General features: G+C 66.0%; 7 protein-coding genes, 1 tRNA gene and 1 pseudogene. 2 read left to right on the top strand and 7 right to left on the bottom strand.

Features of this window, described 5'->3' with window-relative positions; translation table 11 throughout:
- Positions 1-28: 28 nt before the first annotated feature.
- Positions 29-1,243, top strand: a pseudogene (locus tag LOC59_RS06670) (MFS transporter); the annotation flags it as partial.
- 68 nt (positions 1,244-1,311) lie between these two features.
- Here the strand turns inward: LOC59_RS06670 and LOC59_RS06665 are convergent.
- A tRNA-Leu gene (locus tag LOC59_RS06665) sits at positions 1,312-1,396 on the bottom strand.
- Between the two features lie 128 nt (positions 1,397-1,524).
- On the opposite strand from LOC59_RS06665, the gene LOC59_RS06660 reads away from it, so the two are divergent.
- Entirely contained in the window at positions 1,525-2,130 is a 606-nt protein-coding gene (locus LOC59_RS06660; protein WP_227896862.1) for an ANTAR domain-containing response regulator, read from the top strand.
- Positions 2,131-2,200: 70 nt separating this feature from the next.
- On the opposite strand, the gene pyk is transcribed toward LOC59_RS06660, so the two are convergent.
- The 6 genes from pyk to trpB all read right to left on the bottom strand — a co-directional run bounded on the left by pyk (position 2,201) and on the right by trpB (position 13,321).
- Entirely contained in the window at positions 2,201-3,703 is a 1,503-nt protein-coding gene (gene pyk / locus LOC59_RS06655) for a pyruvate kinase (RefSeq protein WP_227896863.1), read from the bottom strand.
- A gap of 112 nt (positions 3,704-3,815) precedes the next feature.
- A complete protein-coding gene (locus LOC59_RS06650) occupies positions 3,816-5,273 on the bottom strand; it encodes a glutamate synthase subunit beta (RefSeq protein WP_227896864.1) in 1,458 nt (485 codons plus the stop codon).
- Complete coding sequence (gene gltB / locus LOC59_RS06645; protein ID WP_229971115.1) at positions 5,266-9,852, bottom strand: glutamate synthase large subunit; 4,587 nt, start codon at positions 9,850-9,852, stop codon at positions 5,266-5,268. The genes LOC59_RS06650 and gltB overlap by 8 nt, the downstream gene beginning before the upstream one ends.
- Positions 9,853-10,103: 251 nt before the next feature.
- Complete coding sequence (gene lgt / locus LOC59_RS06640) at positions 10,104-11,159, bottom strand: prolipoprotein diacylglyceryl transferase (protein ID WP_227917105.1); 1,056 nt, start codon at positions 11,157-11,159, stop codon at positions 10,104-10,106.
- 3 nt (positions 11,160-11,162) lie between these two features.
- The gene (gene trpA / locus LOC59_RS06635) at positions 11,163-11,963 is read right to left on the bottom strand and encodes a tryptophan synthase subunit alpha (RefSeq protein ID WP_229971112.1); all 801 of its coding nucleotides are present in this window, start codon (positions 11,961-11,963) and stop codon (positions 11,163-11,165) included.
- Positions 11,960-13,321, bottom strand: coding sequence for a tryptophan synthase subunit beta (trpB, locus tag LOC59_RS06630; RefSeq protein ID WP_229971110.1), 1,362 nt, complete (start codon positions 13,319-13,321; stop codon positions 11,960-11,962). Before trpB ends, trpA begins: the two co-directional genes overlap by 4 nt.
- Positions 13,322-13,340 lie beyond the last annotated feature (19 nt).

Below are 13,340 nucleotides of genomic sequence, written 5' to 3'. Positions count from 1 at the left end.
TATCCTGCCGAAGACAACAACGGCACAGATGAACGGTTTGACGGTGGCTGCACGCAGGAACAAGACGACGGCGGCGCCCGCCCTCCCCACGCGGCGGCGGGTACTGTCCGTGCTCGTGGCGGGCCAGATCCTGGGCGGGGTCGGCATGGGCGCGACCCTGTCGCTGGGCGCCCTCCTTGCCGCAGAGCTCTCCGGCTCCCCCGCCTTCTCCGGCATGGCGGCCACCATGAGCACACTGGGGGCGGCAGCGGCAGCGGTTCCCCTGGCCCGGCTGGCGCAGACGTCCGGCCGCCGGGTCTCGCTCTCCACCGGAGTCCTGATCGCGGCGGCTGGTTCCATCACCGCCATCGGCTCGGCCGTCACCGGCTTCTTCCCCCTGCTGCTCGCAGGGCTGGCGCTGCTTGGTGCCGGAAGCGCCGTCAGCCTGCAGGCCCGGTTCGCCGCTGGTGACCTGGCCACGGAAGCGACCCGGGGCAAAGACTTGTCCGTGGTGCTGTGGTCCACCACCATCGGCGCAGTCCTCGGACCGAATCTTTTTGGCCCGGGCGAGGTCGTCGGCGCTGCCCTGGGACTGCCTCCGCTGACGGGTGCCTTCGTCTTTTCGCTCTCAGCCCAGCTGGCCGCGGCGGCGGTCTACCTCTCCGGGCTTCGCCCGGATCCGCTGCTGGCCGTAAAGCGGCAGTCAGGGGACGACGCCGGGGGCGACGACGACGGCACCGGCGGCGGGGTTCCGGACCCGGGCCCCTCCCGGCCCAGGCGCGGCGGACTCTCGGTCCTCCGGCATGCCCCGGCGGCACGGTATGCCGTCGCGGTCATTGCCCTCAGCCACGCAGTGATGGTCGCGCTGATGTCGATGACCCCGGTCCACCTGGCCAGCCATGGTGCGGCCATCAGCATCATCGGCTTCACCATCAGCCTGCACATCGCCGGAATGTACGCGCTCTCCCCCGTCTTTGGCTGGCTCTCGGACAGAACCGGACGCCGGAAGGTCATCCTGGGAGGACAGCTCCTGCTGCTGTCTGCCTTGATCCTCGCTGGAACCGGGTCAGAGTCCTCCGCGGTGGTGACCGTCAGCCTGGTCCTGCTGGGGCTGGGCTGGTCTGCCTCGGTGGTGTCGGCATCGGCCCTGGTATCCGAGTCGGTGGCCGTTCCCGACCGCACGGCGGTCCAGGGCATTTCGGATCTGGGGATGAACGTCGCGGGGGCGCTCGGCGGGGCGCTGGCCGGGCCGGTGCTTGCCGCGGCGGGGTACTCCGGCCTGGGCTACGCGGCTGTGCTGCTGGTCGCCGTCGTCATTGCCTGGACTGCCGTTGGTGCCCGAAGTGGGACTCGAACCCACACACCTTTCGATACTGCATTTTGAGTGCAGCGCGTCTGCCAATTCCGCCATTCGGGCAGGCCCTGTGATGTTGATCAAACGTTCTGATCTACCGTGTTGGGCGCGAAACTACTCTACATGCAGATAGTCTGATTTCGTGAACTGCCGGCGCCACCGGTAGTGCTGTCGTCTTTAGAGGAGCATCTGTGTCTGAGTCATCCGAGCCCGTACCGTCCAATACCCCCGCGCGGCGCGTCCTCGTTGCTGAAGACGAGACGCTGATCCGCCTCGACATCGTGGAGATCCTGACCGGCGAAGGCTATGACGTAGTCGGTGAAGCAGACAACGGCGAGAAGGCCGTGCAGATGGCCAACGAGCTCAAGCCGGACCTGGTGCTCATGGACGTGAAGATGCCCGTCATGGACGGCATCACCGCTGCTGAGGCCATCGTCAAGGCCCGCATCGCGCCCGTTGTGCTGCTCACGGCGTTCAGCCAGAAGGAACTGGTGGAGCGGGCGCGTGAGGCCGGTGCCATGGCCTACGTGGTCAAGCCCTTCACCCCTGCGGACCTGATTCCCGCCATCGAGATCGCCCTCTCCCGGCATGAGGAAATCAAGGCGCTGGAGGATGAGGTCACCGACCTCAAGGAACAGTTTGCCACCCGCAAGCTCGTGGAACGGGCCAAGAGCCTGCTCACCACCAAGATGGGGCTGACCGAACCGGAAGCCTTCCGCTGGATCCAGAAAACCTCCATGGACCGCCGCCTCAGCATGCGCGAGGTTGCTGAGACCATCATCAACCAGGTCAACTAAGGCCAAAGCGGCAACGCAAAAGTCCCCGTCCGGATGGTTCCGGACGGGGACTTTTGCGTGGGCCTGGCGCCTAGATGGGCTTGGCCTTGCCCTTGTTGGCTTCCTTGACCGGCCAGGGGCCGACCTTTTCCTTCTCGCGGCGGCGGCTTTCACCGGCATCCGCGGCGTCACCAACCCGGTGGACCTTCAGCAGGTTGGTGGAGCCGGCCTGTCCGGGAGGCGATCCGGCAGCAATAACCACCATGGCGTCCTCCTCCACGATTCCGTTCTCCAGCAGCTTGCGGTCCACCTGCGCGGTCATCGTGTCAGTGTGTTCGGCGAATTCGACCAGCAGCGGGCGGATTCCCCAGAACAGCGACATGTAGTTCAGGGTGGATTCCACCGGGGTGAAGGCAAACACCGGCTTCTTCGGCCGCAGGCGGGAAAGCCGGCGCGCCGAGTCGCCGGACTGGGTGAACGTGCAGATGCATGCGGCGTCCAGCTGGTCGGCGATTTCCACTGCGGCGCGGGTGATTGCACCGCCCCGGGTGCGCGGCTTGCTGCCCAGCGGGGGGACACGGTTCAGGCCGTGCTCTTCGGTGGATTCGATGATCCGTGCCATCGTCTTGACCGTGTCGATCGGGTACTTACCCACGGAGGTTTCGCCCGAGAGCATGACGGCGTCCGCGCCGTCCAGCACTGCGTTGGCGCAGTCGGAAGCCTCGGCGCGGGTCGGCCGCGGGCTTTCGATCATTGATTCCAGGACCTGGGTCGCCACGATCACGGGCTTGGCCCAGCGCCGGGCCAGCTCAATGGCGTTCTTCTGGACCATCGGAACATCTTCCAGCGGCAGCTCGACGCCGAGGTCCCCGCGGGCGACCATGATGGCATCAAAGGCGTCGATGATCTCTTCGATCGCCGCGACGGCCTGCGGCTTCTCGATTTTGGCGATAACCGGAACGCGCCGGCCTTCTTCGTCCATGATCTCGTGGACCCGCACCACATCGGCTGCATTGCGGACGAAGGAGAGCGCAACCATATCCACGCCGCGGCGGATCGCCCAGCGGAGGTCTGCCTCGTCCTTCTCGCTCATGGCGGGCACGTTGACTGCCACGCCGGGCAGGTTGATGCCCTTGTTGTTGGACACCGGTCCGGGAACGGTCACCTCGGTGACCACCTGCTTGTCGTCCACCGACGTGGCGCGCAGCGCGACCTTGCCGTCGTCAATCAGCAGGATGTCGCCAACGTTCACGTCACCCGGAAGGCCCTTGTACGTAGTGGAGCAAAGCTCGGCGGTGCCGGGCACGTCCTCAACGGTGATGGTGAAGACATCGCCGCGGTTCAGGAAATGCGGACCGTCCGTAAACCGGCCGAGCCGGATCTTGGGGCCTTGGAGGTCCGCAAAAATACCCACCGGCTTCCCGAGCTCAGCGGAGGCCCGGCGGACGTTTTCGTACGTGGTGTTGTGGACGGAATGATCGCCGTGGCTCATGTTCATGCGAGCTACGTCCACCCCCGCACGCAGCACGGCCACGGTGTTTTCGTAACTGGCAATAGCGGGTCCGAAGGTTGCAACAATCTTTGCGCGTCTCATATGTCCTACCCTAGTCGTCCGATTCCTTTTACGCAGTCATGGGAGCACTCCCCCGTGGCTGCGGCAAAGGCGCCGGACCGGGGTCCGGCGCCTTTGGCGTCCGTCTCTATCTTTACAGCGGGGCGATGGCCCGGTCCGTCGGTGCAACCGGCGCGGGAAGCCGGGTGGAGCCCTCGAGCCATTTGTCGACGGCGGCCGCACAGGCCCGCCCTTCGGCAATGGCCCAGACGATCAGGGACTGTCCCCTGCCCGCGTCACCGGCGGCGAAGACGCCGGGCGTGTTCGTCATGTAGTACCCGTCGCGCTTCACGTTGGTCCGCTCGTCGAACTCGGCGTTCACCTGTTCGGCCAGCCCTGCCGGTTCCGGTCCGGTGAAGCCCAGGGAGAGGAACACAAGGTCCGCGGGGATGATCCGCTCGGTTCCCGCCTTCGGCAGGCGCTTTCCGTCCACGAACTCGGTCTCCGCGACCTTTACGCCCGTGAGCTTGCCGTTCTCGCCCACAAACTCGACTGTCGAGGCAAGATAGGTCCGCTCACCGCCTTCTTCGTGGGCACTGGCAACCTCGAACAGGGTCGGGTACATCGGCCACGGCTGGTGCGCCGCCCGCTCCGCCGGCGGCTGCTGGCCAATCGCCAGCGTGGTTACCGACGCTGCCTGGTGCCGGTGCGCGGTGCCGATGCAGTCAGCACCGGTGTCTCCGCCGCCCAGGATCACCACATGCTTGCCCTCGGCGTGGATCTGGTTCTTGACCTTCTCCCCCGCAACGGCACGGTTGGACTGCACCAGGTAGTCCATCGCGAAGTGCACGCCGGAGAGTTCACGCCCGGGAATGGGCAGGTCGCGCGGAACTGTGGCACCGGTGGCAACCACTACGGCGTCGTACCGGCGGCGCAGCTGCTCCCACGAAATATCCTTGCCCACTTCGACGCCGGTGCGGAAGCGCGTGCCTTCGGCGCGCATCTGGTCCAGCCGGCGGTCGATCTGGTCCTTCTCCATCTTGAAGTCGGGGATGCCGTAACGCAGCAGGCCGCCGATCTTGTCATCGCGTTCGTACACGGCCACGGTGTGGCCTGCCCGGGTGAGCTGTTGGGCCACAGCCAGGCCCGCAGGTCCGGAGCCGACGACGGCGATGGTCTTGTCGGTCAGCCGCTCCGGAGCATGCGGAACAACCCAGTTCTCGTCAAAGGCCTGGTCGATGATGGAAACTTCCACCTGCTTGATCGTCACGGCGGGCTGGTTGATTCCCAGCACGCAGGAGGCCTCGCAGGGCGCCGGGCAGAGCCGGCCGGTGAACTCGGGGAAGTTGTTCGTCGCGTGCAGGCGCTCGATCGCTTCCTGGCCTTTGTCCCGCCAGGTGAGGTCGTTCCATTCCGGAATGAGGTTGCCCAGCGGGCAGCCCTGGTGGCAGAACGGGATGCCGCAGTCCATGCAGCGTCCGGCCTGCTCCTTCAGTACACCCTTTTCCTGCCGTTCGTAGACTTCCTTGAAGTCCATGATGCGTACAGGTACGGGCCGGCGCGGCTGGGTTTGGCGCTCGCGCACTTTCAGAAATCCGCGTGGGTCAGCCACCGGTTACCTCCAGAATCTTGGTCCATGCTTCGGCGCCGTCAGGGTCCAGCCCTGCTTCAGCCGCGGAGGCGCGGGCATCGAGAACTGCCGCGTAGTCGCGCGGCAGCACCTTGGTTATGCGGGAAACAGTCGTTTCGAAGTCCTCCAGCAGCGAGGACGCCAGCGCGGAGCCGGTTTCCTCGACATGCTTGAGCAGCAGGCCGCGGACAATGTCCACGTCCTCGGCGTCGGGCTGCAGAAGCAGCAGTTCGCCGGACTCCATGGCGTCCTTGTTGACCCGGGCGCGGTCGAGGTCCACCACGAACGCGGTGCCGCCGGACATGCCGGCACCGAAGTTCCGTCCCGTGGAGCCCAGGACCAGTGCCTGGCCGCCGGTCATGTATTCGCAGCCATGGTCGCCGATTCCCTCGACGACGGCGGTGGCACCGGAGTTCCGGACCAGGAAGCGTTCGCCGACCTGGCCGCTAAGGAACATCTCGCCGCTGGTGGCGCCGTAACCGATCACGTTTCCGGCCACGACGTTGCGCTCGGCAGGGAAGACGTTGGCACGGTCCGGGCGGACGATGATCCGTCCGCCGGAAAGCCCCTTGCCCACGTAGTCGTTGGAGTCACCGAACAGGCGCAGCGTGATGCCGGCCGGAAGGAACGCTCCCAGCGACTGGCCGGCCTGGCCGGTCAGCGTGATGTCGATCGTGTCTGTTGCCAGCACGTCGGTTCCGAAGGTCTTGGTGACCGTGTGGCCGAGCATGGTGCCCACAGACCGGTCGGTGTTGACCACGTCCAGCGTGATCCGCACCGGCTGCCGGTTCTGCAGTGCGTCGGCGCTCATCTCGATCAGTTTGTTGTCGAAGTGCGCATCCAGTTCGTGGTTCTGGGTCACCAGGTTGCGCAGCGGTGCACCGGGGTCCACTTCGTGGCCGCGCAGGATCGGCTCCAGGTCCAGGCCGTCGGCCTTCCAATGGTCCACTGCTGCCTTGGTGTCCAGCATTTCGGTGTGGCCGATTGCTTCCTCAAGGGAACGGAATCCGAGTTCGGCCAGCAGTTCACGCACTTCCTCAGCCAGGAACTCGAAGAAGTTCACCACGAACTCCGGCTTGCCGGAGAAGCGGGCGCGCAGCTCGGGATTCTGGGTTGCCACGCCCACCGGGCAGGTGTCCAAGTGACAGACGCGCATCATGATGCATCCCGAGACCACCAGCGGGGCGGTCGCGAATCCGAATTCCTCGCCGCCCAGCAGGGCGGCGATAACGACGTCGCGCCCGGTCTTGAGCTGGCCGTCCACCTGCACCACCACGCGGTCGCGCAGGCCGTTGAGCATCAGGGTCTGCTGGGTTTCGGCGAGGCCGAGCTCCCAGGGAGCACCGGCGTGCTTCAGCGAGTTCAGCGGCGAGGCACCGGTGCCGCCATCGTGCCCGGACACCAGCACGACGTCGGCCTTCGCCTTGGTCACGCCGGCTGCCACGGTGCCGATTCCGGCTTCGGAGACAAGCTTCACGTGGACCCGGGCGGACGGGTTGGCCCGCTTCAGGTCGTAGATCAGCTGCGCCAGGTCCTCGATCGAGTAGATGTCGTGGTGCGGGGGCGGGGAGATCAGGCCGACGCCGGGAGTGGAGTGGCGCGTGCTGGCCACCCACGGGTAGACCTTCTGCGCCATCAGCTGGCCGCCTTCGCCGGGCTTGGCGCCCTGCGCCATCTTGATCTGCAGATCATCGGCATTGGTCAGGTACAGGCTGGTCACGCCGAAACGGCCGGAGGCAACCTGCTTGATGGCGGAGCGGCGCTCGGGATCCAGGAGGCGGTCCACGTCCTCGCCGCCTTCACCGGTGTTGGACTTGGCGCCCAGCCGGTTCATGGCGATCGCCAGGGTCTCGTGCGCTTCCTGCGAGATGGAGCCGTAGCTCATCGCGCCGGTGGAGAACCGCTTCACGATCGAGGAAACCGGTTCGACTTCCTCCAGCGGAACAGGCGGACGCTCCCCCGTCTTGAAGTCCAGCAGGCCGCGCAGCGTCATCAGGTCCTTGGCCTGGTCATCCACGCCGCGGGTGTAGGCCTTGAACACGTCGTAGCGCCGTTCGCGCGTGGAGTGCTGCAGGCGGAAAACAGTTTCCGGATTGAACAGGTGCGGCGGGCCTTCACGGCGCCACTGGTATTCGCCGCCGTTATCCAGGCTGCGGTGCGGTTCCTCGATCTCGTCAGACGGGTAGGCACTGGTGTGGCGTGCCGCATTCTCCGCAGCAATCACATCCAGCCCGACGCCGCCGAGCTGGGTCTGGGTGCCGTGGAAGAATTCGTCCACGAGCTCCTGGCCGAGGCCAATCGCTTCGAACGTCTGGGCGCCGCAGTAGGAGGCCACCGTGGAGATACCCATCTTGGACATGATCTTGAGGACGCCCTTGCCCAGGCCCTTGATCAGGTTGGTAACGGCCTGTTCCCGGGTGACACCGGTGATGTCCCCGTTGCGGACCAGTTCCTCGCAGCTTTCCATGGCCAGGTACGGGTTCACCGCCGAAGCGCCGTAACCGATCAGGACCGCCACGTGGTGGACCTCGCGGACATCTCCGGCCTCCACCAGCAGGGAGATCTTGGTGCGGTTGGCGCTCTTGAGCAGGTGGTGGTGCACGGCGGAGAGCAGGAGCAGGGACGGAATCGGTGCCCACTGGGCGCTCGAGTCGCGGTCGGAGAGCACGATGTACTCCACGCCGCGGTTGACTGCGCCGGAGACCTTCTCGCAGATTTCGCTGATGCGTGCCCGCAGTTCGGACTCGCCGCCGTCGGGCCGGTAAAGGCCGCGGACCTTCAGCGACAACTTTTCGCCGTCTTCATTGGTGAGGTTGGCGATCTTCGCCAGTTCATCGTTGTTAATGACCGGGAACTTCAGGGCGATCTGGTGCGTCTTGACCTGCCCGAGCGCCAGCAGGTTCCCGTTCGGGCCGATCGAGTTCTGCATGGAGGTGACCAGTTCCTCGCGGATGGCATCCAGCGGCGGATTGGTCACCTGGGCGAAGGACTGCACAAAGTAGTCAAAGAGCAGCCGGGGCCGCTTGGAGAGCACTGCGATGGGCGTATCGGAGCCCATGGCACCCAGCGGTTCGGCACCCGTGCGGGCCATCGGGCCGAGCAGGATACGCAGCTCTTCCTGGGTGTAGCCGAAGGTACGCTGCCGGCGGTTGATGGAGGCCTTGGTGTGCAGCACATGCTCACGCTCGGGCAGCTCCTCCAGCGAGACCTGGTTCTCGCGGACCCATTCGGCCCACGGATTGGCGGCAGCAATCTCCGCCTTGATCTCGGAGTCTTCAATCAGCCGGCCCTCAGCGGTGTCAACCAGGAACATCTTGCCCGGGGACACCCGCCCCTTCCGGACCACCTTGGCGGGATCGATGTCCACAACGCCAACCTCGGACGCCAGGACCACCAGGCCGTCCTCGGTGATCCAGTAACGGGCAGGACGCAGGCCGTTGCGGTCCAGGACCGCTCCGACCTGGTCGCCGTCGGTGAAGGAGACAGCGGCGGGGCCGTCCCACGGTTCCATGAGCATGGAGTGGTACTGGTAGAACGCGCGGCGGGCCGGATCCATGGTGGCGTGGTTTTCCCAGGCTTCCGGGATCATCATCATCACGGCGTGCGTGATCGGCCGGCCGGAGAGCATCAGCAGTTCGGCGACTTCGTCGAAGGATGCCGAGTCTGAGGCGCCGGGCGTGCAGATGGGGAAGAGCTCTTCGGGGGTGTCCCCGAGCAGCGGGCTCTTGAGCTGGGACTGCCGGGCACGCATCCAGTTCCGGTTGCCCTTGACCGTGTTGATCTCACCGTTGTGGGCAATGGCGCGGAAGGGCTGGGCCAGCGGCCAGGACGGGAAGGTGTTCGTGGAGAACCTGGAGTGCACAATGCCGAGCTTGGTCTTGAACCGCGGATCGGAGAGATCCGGGAAGAAGGGTTCCAGCTGGGCGGTGGTCACCATGCCCTTGTAGACCATGGTCTTGGAGGACAGGGACGGGAAGTAGACGCCGAACTTGTTCTGGGAGCGCTTCCGGACCCGGAAGGCACGTGCGTCGAGGTCCGTGCAGGCCGCGTCCACGGGCGCCAGGAAGACCTGGACGAAGTACGGCATGCAGGCCCGGGACATGGCGCCGACGATGTCTGCGGCAATCGGAACCTCGCGCCAGCCCAGGACGGTGAGGCCCTCGGACTCGGCAATGGCTTCGACGCCGGTGCGGGCGGTTTCCTGCTCGCGTTCTTCGGTGGGGAGGAACGCCGTACCAACGGCGTAGCTGCCGGCAACCGGCAGTTCGAAATCCGTTACGGCACGGAAGAACTCGTCCGGAACCTGGGTGAGGATGCCGGCACCGTCGCCGGTGCCTTCATCGGCGCCCACGGCTCCGCGGTGTTCAAGGTTGCGCAGCGCCGTCAGCGCCGCATCGACGATGTCGTGCCCGGGTTCGCCGCGGAGGGTGGCAATGACGGCCAGTCCGCAGGCGTCTTTTTCGTTCTCGGCCCGGTAAAGGCCAGCGTCTTCCGGGTAGGCCGCGAACCGCTGGAACGGCGACACCACCTGCGCAGGCTGAGGGGACATTGAGTGAGTCATAGGGTAAGTCCTTCCCCCTGTTGAACGTACGGAGGGGACGACATTGGCCCCACGCCGGCGGCACGTACCTGCCGGCGTGTCAGATGATTCTACGACTGTATTCCCGTGAGGGCCCTGCATGGGGGGTGGGGGCTGGCTCTGGAAACTACGTCCGTCCGGATGCCGGAGCGGGGTTGTCCCCGCGCGGCCACCGCTCGCCGCCACCTCGATGTGGCATCAGGACTGCCCGGGAGGTAACCCGGGCGCAGGTCCTACGTGGCTGGGTCCGAATGATCGGACCGGGAAGGCTTTTTAGAAGCCTCGTTTTTTGTCTCTGCGACATTAGCACGCGCTTCACGCGTTCGTGACGCAGATTTCACATTCCCGGATTCTGTTTCATTCTTGTTATCAACCGGTGAATTGTTACTCTGGCCAGCGGTTTCACCGGCAGGGACGGGTCCGCCCTCCAGGTACAGCGACGTTTCCGGTGTCTTCCGGGCACGCACCGACAGGAAGATGAACATCCCGATGGAGAGCAGCAGCATGGCGGCGCTCGTCCACACATTCAGGCGCTGCGTGGTGCCAAACAGGGTGATCATCTCGGCGTCGTCGATCCGGAGCATTTCGATCCATACCCGTCCGGCGGTGTAAATGGCGGCATAGAGCCAGAAGAGGCGCCCGCCGCGCAGCCGGAAGCGCTTATCCAGCAGCAGCAGCACCGCCACGCCCGCCAGGTTCCACAGCGACTCATAGAGGAACGTGGGGTGGAAGAGGGTGCCCGGCGCCGTGCCGTCGGGGAAGTTGGTGTTGTTCGGGTCGATTTCCAGGCCCCAGGGAAGATCCGTCGGTCCGCCGAAGAGCTCCTGGTTGAACCAGTTTCCCCAGCGGCCCACGGCCTGGGCCAGCAGCACTCCCGGAGCGGCCACGTCGGCGAAGGTGGAGAGTTTGATGCCGGCCCTGCGGCAGCCGATCCATGCACCCACGGCACCGAGGGCGATGGCACCCCAGATACCCAGCCCGCCGCGCCAGATCTGCGGGATCAGGGCCAGGTCCCCGTCGGGCCCGAAGTACGCGTCCGGAGAAGACACCACGTGGTAAAGGCGCCCGCCGATGATCCCGAAGGGAATCGCCCAGATGGCGATGTCAAAGACGGAGTCCTGCGGGAGCCCGCGCTTGTTCCATCGCACCGAGGTCATCCACAACGCCAGGATGATACCGGCGAGGATGCACAGCGCGTAGGCGTGGATGGTCAGCGGCCCCAGCGAGAAACTGCTGAAGTCAGCCGGGGGGCTGGGAATCGCGGCCGGAACCGCCAGGGACGTGGACATGGGTTAGCTCTTTCGGGTTCCGGAACTCAGTTCGCTGGTCAGGGCGCCGACGGCGGCCGGGCCCCCGTCGCGCAGGGCGGCCACCAGCGCGGTGCCCACGATCACGCCGTCGGCGTAGGAGCCGATTTCGCGTACATGCTCAGCGGTGGACACACCCAGTCCGACGCACACACGTTCCGCGCCGGCGGCGCGTGCCGCGCTCACCACGCCCTCGGCGGCGTCGGAGACCTGGCTGCGGGTGCCGGTGACACCCATGATGGAGACGGCGTAGACGAAGCCGCGGCTGGCCTGCACCGTGGACTTCATGCGTTCGGTGGTGGAGGACGGCGCGACCAGGAAGACCCTGTCCAGCCCGTACTTATCCGAGGCAGCCATCCATTCGGAGGCTTCATCCGGGATGAGGTCCGGGGTAATCAGGCCCGCTCCCCCGGCTTCGGCCAGGCGGCGGGAGAATTCGTCCACACCCAGGCGCATGACGGGGTTCCAGTAGGTCATGACCAGCACGGCGGCATCGGTCTCGGCGGTGATGCCGGCAACGACGTCGAACACCTGCTGCACGCGGAAGCCGGCTTCGAGGGCCTGGCTGGTGGCGGCCTGGATAACGGATCCGTCCATGACGGGGTCCGAGTACGGGATGCCGATTTCGATCAGGTCCGCACCGTTCCGGGCCAGCTCGATGCCGGCGGCGATGGTGTCCTGCACGGAGGGGAATCCTGCGGGCAGGTACCCGACCAGCGCGGCACGGCCGTCAGCCCGTGCCCGGTCGATTGCGGCGGCGGACTTGCTTGCGGTCGAGACGCTCACAGCTGTTCTCCTTCTTTGCCGATCTCGGCTTCAGCTGACTTCTCGTCCAGCAGGTTAAACCATTCAGCGGCGGTCGCTACGTCCTTGTCGCCGCGGCCGGAGAGGTTGACCATCACGATCTTTTCGGACGGATCTCCTTCCGGACCGGCTTCGGCAGCCAGGCGCTGGCCCACCTTGATGGCACCGGCCAGGGCATGGCTGGACTCGATGGCAGGGATGATGCCTTCGGTCCGGCAGAGCAGCTTGAAGGCGTCCATGGCCTCGGCGTCGGTGATGGGTTCGTAGGAAACCCGTCCGATGTCCGCCAGGTAGGCGTGTTCGGGGCCGACGCCGGGGTAGTCCAGGCCAGCGGAGATGGAGTGCGACTCGATCGTCTGGCCGTCTTCGTCCTGCATCAGGTACGTGCGGGCGCCGTGCAGCACGCCCGGACGGCCCAGGGTGATGGTCGCGGCGTGCCGCGGCGTGTCGACGCCGTCGCCGCCGGCTTCGAAGCCGTAAATCGCTACCGACGGGTCGTCGAGGAAACCGTGGAAGATGCCGATCGCGTTGGATCCCCCGCCCACACAGGCGCAGACAGCGTCGGGAAGCTTGCCGGTCTGCTCCAGGATCTGTCCCCTGGCCTCTTCGCCGATCACCTCGTGGAAGTAGCGGACCAGTGCGGGGAACGGGTGCGCTCCGGCAGCCGTGCCCAGCAGGTAATGGGTGGTGGAAACGTTGGCGACCCAGTCGCGCAGCGCTTCGTTAATGGCGTCCTTCAGGGTCTGGGAGCCGTTGGTCACGGGAATGACCTTGGCACCCAGCAGTTCCATGCGGGCAACGTTCAGGGCCTGGCGGCGGCAGTCTTCCGCCCCCATGTACACAACGCATTCCAGTCCGAGCAGGGCGGCAGCAGTCGCACTGGCCACTCCGTGCTGGCCGGCACCGGTTTCGGCGATGATGCGGGTCTTTCCCATGCGCTTGGCAAGCAGCGCCTGGCCCAGCACGTTGTTGATCTTGTGGGAACCGGTGTGGTTCAGGTCCTCCCGCTTGAGGAAGATCCGGACGCCGCCGGCGTGCTCGGCGAACCGCTTGGCCTCGGTCAACAGGGACGGGCGGCCCGAGTAGTTGCGGTTCAGGTCGGCGATCTGGGCGGTGAAGTCAGGGTCGGCCTTGGCCTTCTCGAACGTGTCGGTCAGCTCGTCCAGGGCCGCGATCAGGGACTCGGGCATCCATCGGCCGCCGTACTCGCCGAAGTAGGGTCCGGCCGCGTGGCGCAGGGAATCAGCTCCGGTGAGGAAGCTGTCAGTCACCTCGTCCGTCACCGTCTCGCCTGGGCCTGCCGTGCTGGCGGCCGTGCTGTTCTCGGGGGTCCCGGTCATGGAGCCTGTCCTGTCCTGC

Source organism: Arthrobacter sp. zg-Y916 (genome assembly GCF_020907385.1).
Classification (GTDB): Bacteria; Actinomycetota; Actinomycetes; order Actinomycetales; family Micrococcaceae; genus Arthrobacter_B; species Arthrobacter_B caoxuetaonis.
This window is presented reverse-complemented; position numbering and strand designations above follow the sequence as displayed.